Consider the following 18,137-nt stretch of genomic DNA (forward strand, 5'->3'; position numbering starts at 1 on the left):
GCCGGCCGTGACATCGATTCTTGTTCCCGCGGGAGAGGCGAGTTCCGCAGTCCTATTGCTGTAGACGACGTGTCCCGCTACACTTCCGGTCATCCCAGAAAGATGCTGAGTCGGAGATTGGTCTCCCCCCTCCCGCAACTGCCAAAGAACGGTCGAACTGCGATACTGGAAGGCAGCCTGGAGCGACTTGTTCAGCGTCATACCGAGATCTATCCCACCTCCCGCATGCTGCAAGAAACGCTCGGAGATCCGCTTCTGATTCGCCCACATGTAAACCGGCTCGCGGAGAAGTTCAACATGAGGTTGAATGAAGAAACCTCGATTCCCAAGCAACCGATAGTACTCAGTGTCCAAGTGAGTTCGGTATCCAATGCGGATGTTCGAGCGAAGCTCTGATCCGTACCCGCCAAGATTCTGGTCTATAAACCTCATGTCGAACTCCGTACTCGTAACGTTCGAATTCATCGCAACAATATCAGCGCCGAATAGGACGTAGGGCGGGCCGTCCTGTCGTGGTTTCCAATGCAATGCGATGCCATCATCCGGCGAGGTGGAGGAGGACGGGAGATTGAGATCCGGGGAGACCGGAGTCGGGAACGTCGTATAGTACGCGTCTATGCCCCCTGTGCCGCGTACATCGGACACCACGGCTTCGGCTTTGTCTGCATCGAAGGAACGCCCGTCAAGGGTGGCCGTTGCCCGTTCAAGCTGCGTCGTAACCTTTCGGTCCGGGCCTTCCACGCGAACAGTCTTAATCATGCCTAGCGGTGCGCGACGCTTCGATTGAATGTGATCTTGATAGATCTTCCACTCGGATTCATCCAAGGCATACCGTAGCAACTTGTTGCGCTGCGCTTCAGCTGCGTCGTAACCAGCCGTCACGAGTGCGGCGGCTTTGTCGTAGTCCGTGGGGGAGTAATGGCTAACCTGCGGTAGGATTTCGAAGTCCGCTAGAATCCGACTCTTCTCCTCGTTGCGGCTTGAACCCACGGCAAAGGCCCGCGCGAAGATTGCAACTTGAGATGTTGCATCCTTCTCTTCAAAAGGAGCGTCCCCAAGATGGACCGCGATCACAATATCAGAGTGAAGCTCGTTGCGAACAAGATCGGTGGGAAGATTATCAACACTGGCCCCATCCACCAAGACGTGTCCATCTTTGAAAATTGGCGAGAAAACGGCCGGGATCGATATCGATGCTCGTACCGCGAATGGTAGCGGACCCGAGCGGAAGACGGCAGGCCCGAGGGTGGTTAAATCGGTCGCAACACATCGGAATGGAATAGGAAGGTCATCGAAGCTCATGCTCTCGCTGTTGTACGAAGAAAGCTGCGAAGTCAGAAATCCATCGAGCCGGACATCATCAATGAGTGATGTTCCAGAAGTGACCTTACCGTCTTTCGTTCCTAATGTAATGGCTTGCGGAAGATCGTATCGATCTTCCCTTCGTCTGAAACTCAAGTGGCTAAGCGACGGTCTGATGCTGAAGAGATCTCCAAACTGGCCGCGTAAAACAAGACGGTCCACTTCATCCGCTGTTCTCCCGGATGCGAACAGGGAGCCTACAAGTGCTCCCATGCTCGTGCCTGCAATCGCATCCACGGGGATGTGATGTTCAGCCATCCACTTCAAAACACCGATGTGAGCGATGCCCAAAGCGCCTCCGCCCTCTAGGGCGATGCCAATAGTAGGCCGATGCTGTCTGGTGGTGCCCGTCGCCGATGGAATGGTCTCTGGCTTCTGTGCGATTACACTGGACGTCTGCCCAAAGGCATTCATCTGGAGAGTGCAGAGCACAAGAAAGAAGATCGTTTTCCAGCATCCGCGCTTTTTGTAAGGACCGTTTTGTTCCATGCCGCCTCCACGACTAGCACGACCTTCACCGATCGCCACCGATGGGGCGGGTGTCGGATGGTCCGTCTATACCTTTTCAAAATAGGTAGGAAGAGGCGGGGGCGGAAGCGCAATTCCGGGGTGATCTTTCCAACTCTTTCGAGCTGTACGTCGGAGGATCTCGACGGCACAGCACCAAATTCCTTTGACTGAAAATAGTCTGCCACATATAAAACTCAATGTGGGCAGCCCGTCAGTTCGTGGAAACCCATCGCATGCCAGGACTAGCTTGCATCCAGTGAACTCAGATCAATCACAAAACGGAATCTCGCGTCCGCGCTCTTCAGGGTTCAGTTGCGTCGTTTACGTCTTGGATCTTGATCACCTCTACCGTCGGCAAAAATCTTCTTGCGTTCCGTGAAGAAGTCCAGAACCTCTTGGCTCTCCGGGATGCTGCCGATCATGGACCCGGTAAGGCTTAGTCATTGAGCTGCTAAGGGTAGCTTGTTCCAAGGAGCGCTGTAAGGTCCGAGCGTACCCATGGCAGTCGCGTGGCGCCGATGACGTTAACTTGCTTGTAGCGAACTCGAATCGATCACAAAGCGGAACCTGACATCAGAACGCTTGAGTCTTTCCATCGCCTTATTGATGTCTTCCATCTTGATCAATTCGATTCTTGAGCGGATCCCGTGCTCTGCGCAGAAGTTCAGAACCTCCTGGGTTTCGGCGATACTGCCGATCATGGAACCGGCAAGGCTCAACCCTCTTGAAGCAAGCGAGAAGTTGTTCAATGTTCCGGTAAAGGGTCCCAACATGGCCATTACCGTGATGTTTCCCCTCCGCCGAAGTAGGCCCAAATAGGGGGTCACGTCGTATGAGTCAGGGGCGGTGCCGAGAATGTGATGGAAGTATCCAGAGTACTTCTGCATCTCTTCAGCATTTGTGGAAATCAGTACGTTCTTGGCACCCAATTCAAACGCCACTTCGCGCTTCGTTTCGTCGGGCGTGATAGCTGTGACCTCGGCTCCCATGGCATTAGCCAACATCACCGCGATATGGCCAGGTCCGCCGATATCAATGATTCCAACTCTTTCGCCGGGTTTGATGTTGAAGCGCTTGAGCGGTCCGTAAGTAGCGGTGCCGGAGCACAGTAGAGGAGCCGCGCTGGCTGGATCCATTCCTTCAGGAATTCGGAGAACGAACTCCTCACGGACAACGATGTTGTTGGAATATCCACCGAAGGTGTTGTAGTCCGAGCCCTTCGAGAAGAGATACCCACCCTGGGTCAACGTGGGACCATGGGGACCTTCGCAGAGGTTCTCTTCTCCTTCCCGACAGGCCGAGCAGGTGAGATCGCTATCGACCATGTTGCCTACACCGACGATGTCACCAATCTTGAACTTGGTGACATCGTTACCTGCGAATGTCACACGTCCCACAATCTCGTGGCCGGGAATGCAGGGATAGTGGGTCAGTCCCCATGAGTTTTCGAGTAGATGGAGGTCTGAATCGCACACGCCGCAGTAGAGGATATCTAGCAGAACCTCGTTGCTTTTGGGCGCTTCCCGTTCGAACTCCATTCTGCCAAGACTCTTCCCCTCGGTACCCTTCCCGTCAGTGCCATAGCCTATAGTTTGTATCTTCTTGGAAATCGAAGCTGTTCCCTTATCCATCTGTATCTCCTTCCTGGTTGCGATTCGAGTGGATCTTGCGGGCGGGATGGAAGCGCCGCCACATCTGCTTCTTCACGCTAACGATGATTGTCAAAAGGAGAAACTGCCTATAGGGGGCGTTGAACCCAACTCTTTAGAGTGCCGTTAAGCCGCGCCTTGGTATGGTGGCAGGCTCCGGAGTCGTGAGCCACGAGTGTAGGACCTATTCCATCGAATCGCTATCGAAATAGCCTCTTTCCATTGCAACCGCGACCGCGTGGGTCCGGTCGTTGGCCTGAAGCTTTTCGAGGATGTTGCGAACGTGTCCCTTCACCGTCTCGGCAGAGATTCCTAGCCCGATGCCGATCGCCTTGTTCGACTGTCCCTTCGCCATAGAACGGAGCACGTCGAGTTCCCGTGTGGACAGCTCCTCGGCGTTGATGTGTACTGCGATCTCTTGCGCGATCTCAGCGGGAACGCAGGTCCGTCCAGAGTGAACCGTTCGTATTGTGTCGATCAGATCAGTTCGAAGCATTTGCTTGAGTAAGTACCCTCTTGCCCCGCTCTTGAGGGCCCGGGAGGCACTTACATCACCCGCATAGGTTGTCAGGATGATAATCCTGGCTTTAGGGAACTCTTTCAAGATCTCGATGGTGGCATGGATACCATCCATCTCAGGCATACGGAGATCCATCAGCACTATATCGGGCTGACATTCTCGAAAGGAGCGTATTGCCTCGACACCGTTAGTTGCCTCGGCAACAAGCTCCAGATCATCGTGCTCCTGAAATGCGGAAGCTATACCCTCACGAATAAGGGGATGGTCGTCGACGCACAATATCCTGATCTTCCTTGCCGCTCCCGTCATTCTCTCTCCGCTTAAGACAGCACCGATAAGGCTGACACCCGCCCTTGTCAGGACATCGAGACGTGCGCCAACCGTATCAGCGGAGTGTGCTTGAATGCCTCCCCCGAAAGTATGGAGCATTGACAACCCATTGGCCTCCGATCGTTCTGGCGAGACACTTCGAGACCCTCACATGGAGGGGGATTGCCCACACGCCTCCTTGGCGTTTCCGTACAAAGCACGGCCTTAAAGGACAGATGAGGCAGATTGGAAATCAGCAGTTCACTCAAAAGAGCTGGATTCACTCCGCACTTCAGGAGGTTGCGATCCTACGCCACGAGCTTGATCGTGATGAATATCGACGACAGCGAACAACATGGGCGTTTATCTGTACATCGGCCGACACGTAAGTCACAGGGAAGTGCAACCGGTCGGCACAGACGACACCATAAGGCCGCTTGTTCGTTCTGCCCTACAGTTCGAGAGGACACCTATGATCAAGCTCGGCCCCATCGCCCTACTACTGTTTATTCCGTTAGCCCATAGTCAAGAAATGAAAAACCGCGCTGCTTTCACAGGCGGCCTCAGTTCGTTGCCGGATGCACCGAGTCGGAGTGAAAGCCCATCCCAAAATGCTCTTCCCGCCGGTGAGCTTCTCGGACCCGAGCCTCAGCGCGGCACGAGTTTTTCGAATTTGCGCTCGTATAGTGTTGATGAAAAGCTTCCTGCTCAAAGCGTCAAAGCCAAATTCAAACTTGGACTGGAAGACAGTTTCGGCCTGTATTCATTTGTACTTGTCGGCGCAGAAGCCGGAGTGCACCAAGCTACCAACCAATACCCGGCCTTTCGTCAAGGCGCGGCAGGCTATAGCCGCTACTACTGGCACAGCTTCGCCGACCAAGCGGACGAAAACCTCTGGGTTGTCTCCATCCTTCCCTTAGCACTTCACGAGGACAGCAGGTATTACCGACTTGGACGAGGCGGTATTTTCAAGCGCGCGGGATATGCGTTATCGCGAACGGTCATCACACGAACCGATTCGGGAGGCCCAACCTTTAACGTTGCGGAAACGATTGGGGCCGGTGCTGCGGCTGGTATCTCCTCCACCTACTACCCAGGTCAATACCGGACTTGGACGAAGACAGGGCAGCGTTGGCTATCGAACGTAGTGCTGGACGGTGCAACATTCGCTGTGAAGGAATTCCTGCCGGATGTCGAGCGCGCCCTATTCCACAGAAATAAGTGATGCTTGACGCTATGCCAATGAGCGACACAGCACGGCGGGGTCGCTCTCGGAACATGCCGGTTTGTGCTGGCCCATCGCTTTTCTAGACACTGGCAAATTGAAGGTTCTATTGCCCCGGATCAAAGTCGGACAGAAAGCCGCCGATGCTCTGTCGACTCTGAGTGGGAAGCGGAAACTTAGAAATCTGGGTGCGATTTTGCCCGGGTCAAGGACAACGACGTCGGCACCCTCATCTATATAACTACACGTTATTCGAAGTAGCCTCGCTCCATCGCGATGAGTACGGCATGTGTTCGGTCATTTGCTCGTAGTTTTGAAAGGAGATTGCGAACGTGGCCCTTAACAGTATCCTCGGAAATTCCGAGACTGGTTGCCACAGCCTTGTTCGATTTTCCCGTTGCAATCGTCCGCAGTACTTCGATTTCCCGCGAGGTGAGTTTGTCGGTCTTGATATGGGCAGCTATCTTTTGCGCAATTTCGGGTGAAATATGCTTCTGTCCTGCGTGAACGCGCCGGATCGTCTTGATGAGTTCGGTCCTCAGCATCCCCTTCAGGAGGTACCCACTCACTCCATTCTTAATAGCGCGGGACGCATTGACATCTCCGGCATAAGTGGTAAGCATCACGATCCGCGCATGAGGAAACTCATTCAGGATCATCGCAGCGGAGGCAATGCCATCCATTTCAGGCATCCGAATATCCATCAACGTCACGTCCGGTTGGTGTTTTCTGAATGCCGCGATTGCTTCTAGACCGTTCGACGCCTGAGCGACGAGTTCCATGTCGGCTTCATCGCGAATTGCGAAAGCTATCCCGTCACGAATCAGCGGATGATCATCGGCGCAGAGAACTTTAATGCAATTCGATGCTCCCAAATCCTAACCTCGCTCGACATGTGCTTTTGCAGATCGTGTTTTGTGCTCAGGCCTTATTGAAAAAACCGATGCGAAGATCGTGATTGTTAAGATATCGCTGAAGGTTGTTACGGCGCTCCCCCAAAAAGTGTTGGGTTCTGCATTTAAGCCACGTCGTATGCGTGTACCGCTGGGATCTTCAATTCGATGGTGGTCCCAACTCCAAGCTCACTGATCTGGGTCAATTCACCGTTCACAATGTTTGCACGTTCACGCATGCCCGATAACCCAAAATGTCCTTTGCCCGGACCTTCGGCAAGAATGCTAGGGTCAATGCCGACTCCATCATCGATTACAGAAACACCGAATTCTTCGGCATGGTATCGGAACTGCACATGAATGTGCTTCGCATGAGCATGCCGAAATGCGTTCCAAAGAGCTTCGCTGACGATACTGAAGACCTCGCGACTAACGGATGGATAAGGTCGGATCGGCGGTCCCGCGACCTGCACATCGAAGACCGTGGTCTCATCGATCCCCGGAACAGCAGCGAACCATCGACCCAAGCTGTTCACTGTTGCGATGAGATGTTCAGGCTGTTCCGTGCCAAGACGTAGTCCTTGAATTGCTTCTCGTCCTTCAGCAAGCGCTCGATCGGATCGTTCAAGGGCTTCTTCGAGTCGCTCCCTAGTCGGCCCCGAATCGAGACGGCTTGTGGCAGTACCCAGCATAAGCAGCGTCGCCTGAAAATTTTGCAATAGCGTGTCGTGCAACTCGCGGGCTATCCGCATCCGTTCCAAAACACGCTGCTCCAGCACTGCTTCCTCAGCGCGCTTCAGATCCTCAATATCAACTGAGGTGCCATACCATTTGACGATATTTCCGTTCTCGTCAGACCTTGGCACAATTCTGTGAAGCAACCAGCGGTATTCTCCATCAGCGCGTTTACATCGTAGCTGGATATCGATCTGACGGCCGGCTGGAAAGCATTCGTTGTGGGCAGCAAGGAGTTTCGGCAAATCGTCGGGATGGACAACATTTTTCCAGTTGAAGCCAATCATCTGGTCGATTCGCAGGCCATAGTATTCAAGAGTACGGCGATTAAAAAAATCGACACTTCCGTCGGACGACATCGTTCCGCAAAGTACCGGAATCGCATCGATAGTGTCCCGTAGCTCCTGTTCTACACTGTCACGGATCATCTCATCGCGGTGTCGAAGCTCTTCCTGTGCATTTCTCCGATCGTCGATATCAAAGCCCGTGCCATACCACTTAACAACCTCCGCACGCTGGTTGAATGCGGGAGTACATCGAATCAGCCACCAGCGATAAGCTCCGTCGTGTCGGTGTACGCGTATCTCCTGCTCCAGCGGCTTAAGGTTTTCAAGTGACGACTTCCAGGTCGAAGTGAACCTTTCAATATCTTCAGGATGAACTACCGATTGCCATTTCCAGCCAAACGCGGCGCTCGCGGGTAGGCCCGTGTACTCTTCCCACTGCGGATTGACAAAATCGACCGTGCCGTCTGGCAATGCTGACCAGACATATGCGGGGATCGCATTCATCACATCTCGGCACTCGCCAGCGCTGTTTTCCGGAGTGTTCATAAGGCTCTCAGATATGTCATTCTTCAGCCTACAACAGCCGTATAGAAGATCCTACGAAAACTGAATCGGACGCCTTCACCTTCACGAATCAGCTCACTACTATCCACTACTCATGGATGCTCTAGCCATCAGTGCGTTCTCATGAGTGCCTGCTGCGCTGGCTTAGAGGCAGACCGATGGCCCATAGAGCACTCGGGGCCGGGATCACCGGTAACAGGAAGGATAGTCGGAAAAACAGTGTCCGGCAGGTGGTCTTCGCGGTGCGCCATTGCGGTGTTCTCCCGCCTCCAGGTCTGTGTCAGAGCACCGGAGACTTACGTCATTTCCTCTGCGGAGTTTTACGTCGCAGGGCGACCGGGACCAGCGATGGCCGATACATTGCTCGTTGGGATAGGGGCCGTCAGGTTGATCTTATCCAACCTTTTCTGACTGCGTTCCTCCTCCACTTCGTGATGTTTTCAGATCCGTCGAGACAGCGGACACTCAAGATATGCATGCAGACTTCATCAGCCGGGCTTTATACAGATAGCGGCATGAATGAAATAAAGCGCTGACGAAGCTAAGCCTCGGGAACCTTCCCAGAGGCTTAGCTTCCCAATGGAGGGTAGTATGGCGGAGCTACTTGTAGTCGCCTTCAAAGACAATATGTATCGCGCGTCTGGAGTCTTGGACGAATTGAGAGTTCTGGACGACAGATGGATTCTCGAACTCAGTGACGCCGTTGCTGTTCATAGGAATTTGAAGGGTATGTTGACGATAGACCAAAGCTATCAGCCAACTGGCCGCCTAGGGGTTGGATGGAGTGGCATTCTCGGATTTCTAATTGAGGCCAAACTTGCCATACCGGCAGCAGACACTAGCTGCTCCGTGGCTGCCGGCCCACAGGCGAGCGACGCGATAGGTGCGACAAGTGGAACTGTGGATGCTTCCTTCTGGACGGACACATTTGGGGTTTCGGAGGATTTTGCCGCCAAGGCAGGTATGCTTCCGTGCTCTGAGGACTCTGCGATCTACGCCATTCTGGAACCCGCGGATCAAAGCGTTGCAGTGACTCGATTTCAGGGGTATGGGGGCACCATCGTGAGAACCAAATTGCGCGACGGTCAGCAAGTAAAGATCGAGGGAACACGCAACAAAATGCGCTAGCGATCATTTGTCCGCGCATTTCGGTCGACCACCAGAGGACGTAAGAACTTCGTATCCATTCCAGTACAGAATCTCCTTATCACGTAGAGCAAAAGAGAGAACTGACCAGTGCCCACCGCATTCAATAATGCTAACGATCCGTTTGTCCATGTTCATGTGTGCGTTCAATGCGGAGGCGCGTTTCGTCGAGAAGATTTTGAAGACAGGGCATACACGACAGGCATATACCTGTGTCCGAGGTGTGGAGCGGAAGGACCTCTAAATGTAGAGATACGCCCAACAGATACGCTCGAAAAGAGCACCGGCAAGGCAGACTAGATCATCCCGTGAGAGGCAGTCTTCTTTGCGCCCGTTGTCCAACCTCGCTCAACCTTCTACCAGCTGCCTTTACAAACTCATTCACCAGCCGTGACTTGCTGTCAGCACGAACAGCCAGACTCGTGGTGAGTCGGAGTCCATCTTCCGCCAGGGGACGAATGGTGATGCCATCCCGTGCAATCCGCCACGCCGCAGTGCGCGGGAGGAACGCCAAGCCGTGATATTCGCGCACCAATCCAGAAGCCTCGTCAGGGCTAGTGAAGTGAAGGATGTCGGAAGGATATATCTCTTTCTCTGACGTGACGGACAGGATTTGATTGTAGAGATGGGCATTCGTATGCGGTCCGAAAAGCACCCACAGACGGCGCTCCATCTGATTCAGGCAGATCTCTTTGTACGCTGCGAGGGTATCCCCCGTCGGCATCGCGACGTAATACGGATCGCTCGCAATCTCCATAGTGCTTAATTTGCTTTTCGGAGGCACACCGGTTATGAGGGCAGCATCAAGCGTTCCGGCGATGAGTTGTTGCGCCAGTTCATTTGAATAGTTGCTCCACAGTTTGACCTTCATGTCTGGAAACAAAGGAAGCCGGATCGACATGAGCATCGAGACAAAGAACGGGTCAGTATAAGAAGACTTGCCCACATTCAGAATCTCCGTTGGGCCATCAATGACAGCCCTCGCAGAGAGCATGGCTCGCTCGGCGTGGAAGACGACCTCCCGCGTTTCTGCGATAAATACCTGGCCGGCAGGAGTGAGTTCGACGGCCTGACGGCTGTGCTCAAAGATGCGGAATCCGACAGATCGTTCCAGACGGAAAATCTGCTTACTGAGCGTCGGTTGACTCATGTTCAACCTGTCCGCCGCTCGTGAGAAGTGCAGCTCTTCCGCAAGTACAATCGCCGACTGTAGCAAACGAATGTCTGGTAAGACCATGCGCATCCTCCAGAGACCGGGAATTCTGGGACGGACAGCAAACATTTCACTATCGGACGCGTTCAAGTGCCCAACGTGGAAAATATTTTACCTCGAAAACCCGTCGACTGGCAGGGTGTCTTGCTTAGGTCGTCATGCCGAAAAGGCATAACGAGTACCCGAAATTTCATTGGACGAATTGGCCTCCCAGCATGAACCTCGCTTGTGAACAGCAGTAAGGATTCGCTTGCAGAAGGGAGTCACCATGTCCGACCAGAAAAAGCCACCGGCAAGCGTAGTTATGCCCGACCGGCCACAGTTGAACCGCGAACCATTGCTGGACAGTTATCAGGCAGCAGCAATCCTCAAGGTCCATCCGAGGACGCTCCAGAGGCTTGTCCATCGAGGCGAGATCGCAGCCGTGCATGTGGGCAAGCTCTGGCGTTTCAAGCAATCCGCACTGACAGCGTGGATCGACAGGGATATGGCAAGTTGAGGCTCAGATGCAGTGCGAAATCCTTGTTTTTTGATGATTTTCCCGTGTGGCGGCGTTACCCTCATGACAGCTATCCGTGCCGGGAAATCAAGGAAAGGAACCTTGATGGAACGAGCATGTTACCAATTCGGAAGTTTAACCAGAAAGAAGCGGGCGAAGGGTTCAGACACCTGGGAGTTTCGGTTCTACGAAGCGACAGAGCAGGGAGAGCGGAGACGGAAGTCTTGCATCGTTGGCAACGTCGCACAGTATCCAACCAAAGCTCAGGCACAGAAGGCAGTCGAAGCTCTTCTCCTAAAACTCAACTCTGAAACTCCACAGCAACGTTTGGCCGTGGTGACGTTCGGCGCGATATGCGACCGCTACCTTAAGGAAGAGATGCCGGAACGGTACTCCACCTCGAAGTCGTACCGGTCGAATATCAAGAACCACCTAAAGCCGCGTTGGGGCGACTATTTGCTCGACCGCATCCGCCCGATGGCGGTCGAGGATTGGATGAAGAAACTCCCTATGGCTCCGAAGTCGAAGACCCATATCCGGAGCGTGATGCACCTGATGTTCGAGTGCGCTACACGCTGGGAGCTGTTCACCGATAAGCGAAACCCGATTGCATTGGTTCGCGTAAAAGACGGCAGCAAGCGTCGTCAGCGTCCAAGCATTCTGACTGTGGACCAGTTTGAAACCATCGTTGCGCTGCTGAAAGAGCCGTATCGCACGATGGCCTATATCGCCCAATGCCTCGGTCTTCGCGTGAGCGAGATCGCGGCGCTTCAGTGGGACGACTTCGACTTTGAGAAGAATCAGCTTCTCGTTCAGCGCAGCATCGTGAACGGGAACGTGGATGATGTCAAAACCGAATACTCCCAGGATTATGTTCCGTTGCACCCGTCGTTGACTGAGGTTGTCCTGGAATGGAGCAAGGAGGCTATCCCGACTGAAGAGGGCTGGCTCTTTGCAAATCCTATCACCGAGCAGCCTTATTTCCCGACGGAGATTCAGAGGCGTCACCTCCGGCCTGCCGGATGGTGTCTGGTGGAGTGCCCGAAGTGCGGTGTTGGTGCGGGCGTCTGGTGTCGGCAAGATCGCCCGACACCGAACGGGGGTCGCTTACCCATCCACACGGAGCGCCGAGCCGCAGCCGGGAAGTACAGCTCGATTGGTTGGCATACGTTCCGCCATACCTATCGTTCGTGGCTGGACGAGACCGGAGCGCCGATGAAAGTGCAACAGGAACTGATGCGTCATGCCTCGATCCAGACGACGATGAATGTATATGGACAAGCCATGTCGTCATCGAAGAGAGAAGCGAATGGGAAGGTTGTGGAGATGGTGCTCAAGCCGATGAAAGCGAGCGCCTAAAACCATGAATTTTCTTATTGGGAGATATTGGGAGTCGGTCGTTAATACCCGATTCCTCTAAGTTGTTGATTCTTTGGTTGCGGGGGCAGGATTTGAACCTGCGACCTTTGGGTTATGAGCCCAACGAGCTACCGGGCTGCTCCACCCCGCACTTATGAATATAGTCCGATCGGGTACTTTGGTCAAGGTCACGTTCATTGCTCATTCATCAGAGCCCATGAAATCTCACACAAGCCCATCCCATTCATCATGAAGGACTAAGCCAAAGCTATCGATGGAAGCCAGAATCGATTGACGCTTGCCGCGCTAAGCCAGCGAGGCGTAAAAATCACGAAGAAAATTCTGGCAGAATGACGGGTCTTTCCGTAGCTATCAATAACGAATCCCAACGGAGCACTTATGAAAGTCGCCAGCCTCGTTTTCCTGTCGCTTGTCACCCTCCCTGCCCTCACCCAGCAAGCCACCATCACCGGCAAGTGGACGGTAACTCTCGACACCTTCGGCACGCCTACCACCTGGCCCCTCACGCTGGAACAGAAGGGTGACCACATCACGGGCAACTACGCAGGCGACAAACTCGAAGGAACCCTCAAGGACGGCAAACTCACCTTCCATGCCAAGGACCCCGGAGGCGTGGGCTACGAAGACGTCATCGCGACGGTCACAGGCGACTCCATCACGGGCAACATGGTCTGGGCTCAGAACATGACCGCCGACCACCCCACCACGCACGCCTTCAAAGCCGTCCGCGAAGTCCTGCCAAGCGCATCCTCCGCACCGCTCAAGACGCACGAGTTCACACCCACCGTCTTCCGCCGCCAGTACTCCGGCGCATACGAGCCCGTCCTCACAATCAACCCCGGCGACACACTCCACACCTGGACCGTCGACGCGGGCGGCAACGACCCCACGGGCACGCCACGCTCACTCGGTGGCAACCCGCAGACCGGGCCGTTCTACGTCAACGGCGCCATGCCCGGCGACACGCTCGTCGTCCACATCCGCAAACTCCGGCTGAACCGCGACTGGGCCATGAGCACCAACGGCATCGTCCCCCGCGCCAACACGCCAGCACTCGCTGCCAAATCCCAGAACAAGGTAGACCAGGTTCGCTGGCATCTCGACCTCACAAACAGCATCGCCACCCCAGAAAAACCCGGCCCGCACATGCAGCATTACAGCGTTCCGGTGCGCCCCATGCTCGGCTGCGTCGCCGTCGCTCCCGGTGACGCCTCAGGCCCCGGCATCCGCACGGGCGATAGCGGCGGCTTCGGCGGCAACATGGATTTCAATGAAGTCACTGAGGGCGCAACCGTGCTCCTCCCCGTTCGCGTTCCCGGTGCCCTGCTCTTCTTCGGCGACGGCCATGCCGTTCAGGGTGACGGCGAAACCACCGGCGACGCACTCGAAACCTCACTCGACGTCACCGTCCAGGTAGAAGTGCTCAAAGACAAGCGCATCCCCGGCGTCTTCATCGACACCGACACCCACATCATGGCCGTCGGCCTCGACGGCTCCATTGACGCCGCCTTCGCTGACGCCACCGAAACCATGTCCGCTTACCTCGAACAGGAATACAAACTTACCCCGCAGGAATTCGCAATGGTCCTTGGCACCGCCGCCGAATACAAGATCAGCGAAGCTGCTGACCGCAACGCAGGCGTCGTCCTGAAGATGGCCAAGAGCAAACTGGCAACGCTCACCAAACCAGCAACACCCTAGCATCCCCACCATCGAGCATTAAAAGCTATACAAAGAACACAACATCAAGTGCGGGTGCTCCAGATCGGCAAAACTAACCTGGGTTATTGCGCAAGGCGCGTCCAGCGAAGGTCCTACGGTCAAAGACCGTCATCCTGAACGGAGCGAAGCGGAGCTGAATGACCTGCATCCCTCTCAACCCACTACAACGCTCCGGAAGCTACAAAACTGGGCATCCCAAAATGCGCGACCTCTTCCGTAAGGACTAGCTTCAGCCGCTGAGAAAACGGGAAGACCTACTCTCGAACCATCCTCACGAAGCTGCGAACATCCCCATCCAGCAACCCGGAAATCACTGCCACAGAATCCGCACCAGCCTCAAGAACTGCATCCGCATTCCCCTGCGTGATCCCACCAATCGCCACCAGCGGTTTCAGCGTCAACGACCGAGCCAGCGCAACTCCATCCAACCCCACTACGGGCTCCGCATCCAGCTTCGTCGACGTAGCAAACACCGGCCCCACGGCCACATAAGACACCGACAGCAAATCCGCCGCAGAAACCTGTGCAGGGTTATGCGTGGAAACACCCAATACGGCATCCGGCCCAATCACCGCACGAACAGCGGCAACCGAAGCATCCCCCTGCCCCACATGCACACCATCAAATCCTGACGCAGCAAACAAGTGCACACGATCGTTCAGGATCAGCGTCGCATCAACATCCTCAAACACGCGGCGCAGCGAGGTAGCGGTCTCCAGCAGCACAGCATCTGACGCCACCTTATCGCGATACTGCAACAGCGTCACACCCGCATCGCGCCAGGCCTTCGCCGTCTCCAACAAAGAAAGCCCACGCTTCGCACAACTCTCCGCATCCAGAATCGCGTACAGCCGCGGCAACTGCGTCATCGTTTGAAACCCCATTCAATACCGATACACCAGGCTGACGCCCCACACCAACTGGTTACGAGCCTTACCGTTGTTGTACCCACGCTTATCCCACGAATGATCAAACCGCAAATCCGACTGCATCAAAAACGTGCTGCCGAAATACCGGTTCACATAGAGCGTGTTCTCCGTGTACTTTGTCGCGGTGCCGGTGCGCTGCCCCTTCTTGTCATTCAACAAATCAGAACGAAATCCAACCGTTAACGACGGGCTGATCTCACGGTTAAGATAGTTAACCACTGCATACTCCGGGGCAAAGCACCGCAGCATCCCCGGCGCGCACACGGCACCCAACGTACCACTCTCCGGCGGCGGTGGATTCGTAACATCGTTCGCAATGTTCGGCACGTCGCGCTCATACATCACCCACGCTTCCGTTGCCATGTGCCATTTCGCATTGAACTTGTGCATCCAGACCGCGTCATATTGCTGCACATTGTCATACGCATACTTGCCGTCATTAATTCCATTCGCGCAGATGTAGACGTTGTCATGATTTGTTGCCGTCGAATAGTTCACACACGCAATCAACGAAGGCTTATGGTCGCTCGACCACGGTGCCACATCATGTCCAGCAGACATCCCAAGCTGCACCAGCCATTGCTTGTTCAACTTCAGCGTTGCCACAGCGCCCGTCTCCGTTACCGGAGCCGCCGTGTACACAAGCGAACGCGTCATCGTGTAGTTGTTCGGTGCCAGCGGCGAATCCAATCCCGGCAAGGAAAGAAAACGTCCCACACGGATATTCAGCCCATCCTTCACCGGGAAATACAAATCCGCATACTCCATCAGCGGGTCGTAGCCATACGTGCGCCCATCTGACAGCAACTGCCCACTCAGGTATCCCTTGGTCGTCGTAAAGCGATAGTCCACACCGTAGTACAGCGCGGTAATGTGATATCCCCAGTCAAAATGCGTGTTCTGCACCGTATCCGGCAATCGCTCAATAAACGTCACCACTTGGTGCAAACGCGCCGTGTTCGGTGACGAAGCAAACGTCAGCGGGTAGTTACTGTCATGGCTGGTGCTTTGGTTGTAAGTACCCTTTGCCCATCCATAAATCTTTGTGCGATGGTTCTCCATCTTCAACGCCGTCATCAACGGATACATCGTCGTATCCGGCACGCCAATCGTAGGCGACCCACCGTAGCTCCAATCGCCGGAAGGATAAGGCGGGCTATCCAGCGGCGCGTCAAAAGCACGCCGTGCGGGCGTTGGTCCGGCAGGAAGTTTGCCATGCCAGTCAGCCCAATAAAAGCGCCCTAGCCGCTGCACAAAATTCCCGCGGATCACCGTTTGCACATCCGGCAGACTGCTTTTGGAATTGTCTGAGCCAGCGCTCGTCTGCGATTGCTGCACTGGTTGCTGGGCGTACACTCCAGCCATCATGACGCTGGCCAAGGCAACAACCCCGACATGCAGCGTCCGGGTCCTGCCAGACATCATGCTTTCAGTCCTTACAGCGAAAAATGAATGCTTGGTAAAGAGGACACAAGCTTACACTGCCGCCGCAACGACAAGGAAGAACGTCATAGCAGCTTTCGCTCATGCCATCTGCGCCGTTTCGTACCAGATTCACATTTCTGCAGTCCCATTTTGCTTATTGAAAGCGTAGACTCTGGCCAATCTCAATCCTTGGGCTACCGAGGTGGACACATGACCGACGCTGAATTTCGTACAACGAAGTTCCCCTTGCGTGATGGAAGCGGCCATATGCCGGCACTGGGCTTTGGCACCCTCATACCCGACCTGGCCCTGACCGTAAGTGCGACACGCGACGCACTGCAGGCTGGCTTTCGGCATTTCGATTGCGCCGAACGATACCGCAACGAAAGCCAGGTCGGCGAAGCGCTGCAAAGCGGACTCGCCACTCTCGGCCTCAAGCGAGAAGACATCTTCGTCACCACAAAACTCTGGAACAGCAATCACCGCCCCGAACGCGTCAGGCCCGCCTTCGAGGCCAGCCTTGAAAGGCTAAGGCTCACACACCTCGATCTCTATCTCATACACACGCCATACGCCTTTCAGCCCGGCGACAATCAGGATCCACGCGACGCATCCGGCAACGTAATCTACGACACCGGCGTGACCTTGCTCGACACATGGACCGCTCTGGAGAACCTCGTCGATGAAGGCAGATGCAGCGCCATCGGTCTCTCGGATATCACGCTGGAAAAGCTTGCGCCTCTCTACGAATCCGCAAGGATCAAGCCTGCAGTCGTACAAGTGGAATCGCATCCATATCTACCGGAAGATGAGCTTCTCCAATTCTGCAAAGAACGAAGCATCATGCTTCTCGCCTTCGCCCCTTTAGGCCACGGAGCCAGACCGGGCCCACTTGAAGACTCGGTCATCAATCAAATCGCCACACGCGTAGGAAAAACGCCCGCACAGGTATTGCTCGCATGGGCCATTCAACGCGGCACAGCGTTACTCACCACACCGAAATCCGCGGCTCGTGCCCAGGAGAACTTCAACATCTCCCCTCTTCCTCAAGACGCCCTCGACGAGATCAACCGCATCGAGACAAGAGAACGACTCAACAACGTAGTCAATACCGGCGTGCCGGGTTTCATTCCCAGAAAAGCCACCTCCTGAAAACTGGCCCATTTCCTTAACGCAAAACGCGGCGCAGCATTTGCCTCCTTCGCTAAACGCGATTTACATCGCAGGAGAAACAGCCCATGAGCGACATACAAGTCGAACAGAAAACTTTCGAGATGCCTCCGAAAGAAGGCGTCAGCATTGCGTATTTTCTTACCGTCACTGACATTGAACGATCCGCCCGTTACTACGAGAAAGTCTTCGGCGCACGCATCCTCACTCTCGGCGATGGCAACGCACCCTGCTATCTTCAACTCGCAAACATCTGGATGATCCTGAACGTTGGCGGCGGCCCAACCCCTGACAAACCAACCGTGACACTCAGCACTCCTGACCCGGATCACATCAACAGCTTTATGAACTTCCGCGTGGCAGACATGCAGGCATGTTACGAGCTATGGAAGAGCCGCGGAGCCAACTTTCTTACCGAACCCATCGACAAATACGGCGAAATACGCTGCTACATCCGCGATCCAGACGGCTATCTCATCGAAGTCGGACAAAGCCACGCAGGCGTCATGTACGGCTGAAGCCTGAACCAGACGAAAGTTGATCTTGCGTTTACAAACCCTGATTCCGTTCGTCCATACGTCAGTACTGGCACTAGCAGA

At 54.7% G+C, this 18,137-nt stretch carries 15 protein-coding genes and 1 tRNA gene; 7 read left to right on the plus strand and 9 right to left on the minus strand.

The genetic code is table 11. From position 1 onward, the window contains the following. The 3 genes from JAO32_RS06300 to JAO32_RS06310 all read right to left on the minus strand — a co-directional run. A partial coding sequence (locus JAO32_RS06300; RefSeq protein WP_334238612.1) for a patatin-like phospholipase family protein occupies window positions 1-1,851 on the minus strand: 1,851 nt, incomplete at its 3' end. Window positions 1,852-2,396: 545 nt separating this feature from the next. Beyond that, window positions 2,397-3,503 (minus strand): NAD(P)-dependent alcohol dehydrogenase, encoded by a 1,107-nt coding sequence (locus JAO32_RS06305; protein WP_334238614.1) that lies wholly within the window; start codon window positions 3,501-3,503, stop codon window positions 2,397-2,399. A 202-nt stretch (window positions 3,504-3,705) separates the two neighbouring features. Continuing rightward, entirely contained in the window at window positions 3,706-4,350 is a 645-nt protein-coding gene (locus JAO32_RS06310; protein ID WP_334238616.1) for a response regulator transcription factor, read from the minus strand. A gap of 472 nt (window positions 4,351-4,822) precedes the next feature. On the opposite strand from JAO32_RS06310, the gene JAO32_RS06315 reads away from it, so the two are divergent. Further along, window positions 4,823-5,575: a hypothetical protein gene (locus tag JAO32_RS06315; protein ID WP_334238618.1), complete on the plus strand. Its 753-nt coding sequence runs from the start codon at window positions 4,823-4,825 to the stop codon at window positions 5,573-5,575. A gap of 248 nt (window positions 5,576-5,823) precedes the next feature. Here the strand turns inward: JAO32_RS06315 and JAO32_RS06320 are convergent, their stop codons facing one another. Together JAO32_RS06320 and JAO32_RS06325 are read right to left on the minus strand one after the other, a co-directional pair. Continuing rightward, window positions 5,824-6,450 (minus strand): response regulator transcription factor, encoded by a 627-nt coding sequence (locus JAO32_RS06320; RefSeq protein ID WP_334238620.1) that lies wholly within the window; start codon window positions 6,448-6,450, stop codon window positions 5,824-5,826. A 143-nt stretch (window positions 6,451-6,593) separates the two neighbouring features. After that, window positions 6,594-8,036: a PAS domain-containing sensor histidine kinase gene (locus JAO32_RS06325; RefSeq protein ID WP_334238622.1), complete on the minus strand. Its 1,443-nt coding sequence runs from the start codon at window positions 8,034-8,036 to the stop codon at window positions 6,594-6,596. 609 nt (window positions 8,037-8,645) lie between these two features. Here JAO32_RS06325 and JAO32_RS06330 point away from each other — a divergent pair. Further along, window positions 8,646-9,182 carry a DUF1269 domain-containing protein gene (locus tag JAO32_RS06330; RefSeq protein ID WP_334238624.1) on the plus strand — a complete coding sequence of 179 codons (537 nt, stop codon included), beginning with the start codon at window positions 8,646-8,648 and terminating at the stop codon, window positions 9,180-9,182. 319 nt (window positions 9,183-9,501) lie between these two features. Here JAO32_RS06330 and JAO32_RS06335 read toward each other — a convergent pair whose 3' ends face one another. Continuing rightward, window positions 9,502-10,437, minus strand: a complete 936-nt coding sequence (locus JAO32_RS06335; protein WP_334238626.1) for a LysR family transcriptional regulator — start codon at window positions 10,435-10,437, stop codon at window positions 9,502-9,504. Between the two features lie 244 nt (window positions 10,438-10,681). On the opposite strand from JAO32_RS06335, the gene JAO32_RS06340 reads away from it, so the two are divergent. Together JAO32_RS06340 and JAO32_RS06345 are read left to right on the plus strand one after the other, a co-directional pair. Next, entirely contained in the window at window positions 10,682-10,912 is a 231-nt protein-coding gene (locus tag JAO32_RS06340; RefSeq protein ID WP_334238628.1) for a helix-turn-helix domain-containing protein, read from the plus strand. Window positions 10,913-10,975: 63 nt separating this feature from the next. Then, window positions 10,976-12,271, plus strand: a complete 1,296-nt coding sequence (locus JAO32_RS06345; protein ID WP_334238630.1) for a tyrosine-type recombinase/integrase — start codon at window positions 10,976-10,978, stop codon at window positions 12,269-12,271. Window positions 12,272-12,345: 74 nt separating this feature from the next. Here JAO32_RS06345 and JAO32_RS06350 read toward each other — a convergent pair. Beyond that, window positions 12,346-12,422, minus strand: a tRNA-Met gene (locus tag JAO32_RS06350). A gap of 248 nt (window positions 12,423-12,670) precedes the next feature. Between JAO32_RS06350 and JAO32_RS06355 the strand changes: the two genes are divergently transcribed. Beyond that, window positions 12,671-13,993, plus strand: a complete 1,323-nt coding sequence (locus JAO32_RS06355) for an acetamidase/formamidase family protein (protein WP_334238632.1) — start codon at window positions 12,671-12,673, stop codon at window positions 13,991-13,993. Window positions 13,994-14,268: 275 nt separating this feature from the next. Here JAO32_RS06355 and thiE read toward each other — a convergent pair whose 3' ends face one another. Further along, the gene (thiE, locus tag JAO32_RS06360) at window positions 14,269-14,898 is read right to left on the minus strand and encodes a thiamine phosphate synthase (RefSeq protein WP_334238634.1); all 630 of its coding nucleotides are present in this window, start codon (window positions 14,896-14,898) and stop codon (window positions 14,269-14,271) included. Then, window positions 14,899-16,368 carry an outer membrane beta-barrel protein gene (locus JAO32_RS06365; RefSeq protein WP_334238636.1) on the minus strand — a complete coding sequence of 490 codons (1,470 nt, stop codon included), beginning with the start codon at window positions 16,366-16,368 and terminating at the stop codon, window positions 14,899-14,901. A gap of 210 nt (window positions 16,369-16,578) precedes the next feature. Between JAO32_RS06365 and JAO32_RS06370 the strand changes: the two genes are divergently transcribed. Continuing rightward, entirely contained in the window at window positions 16,579-17,520 is a 942-nt protein-coding gene (locus JAO32_RS06370; protein WP_334238880.1) for an aldo/keto reductase, read from the plus strand. Between the two features lie 86 nt (window positions 17,521-17,606). After that, window positions 17,607-18,056: a VOC family protein gene (locus JAO32_RS06375; RefSeq protein WP_334238638.1), complete on the plus strand. Its 450-nt coding sequence runs from the start codon at window positions 17,607-17,609 to the stop codon at window positions 18,054-18,056. Window positions 18,057-18,137: the final 81 nt, after the last annotated feature.

The sequence above is a fragment of the Terriglobus sp. ADX1 genome (genome assembly GCF_036877645.1).
Classification (GTDB): domain Bacteria; phylum Acidobacteriota; class Terriglobia; order Terriglobales; family Acidobacteriaceae; genus Terriglobus.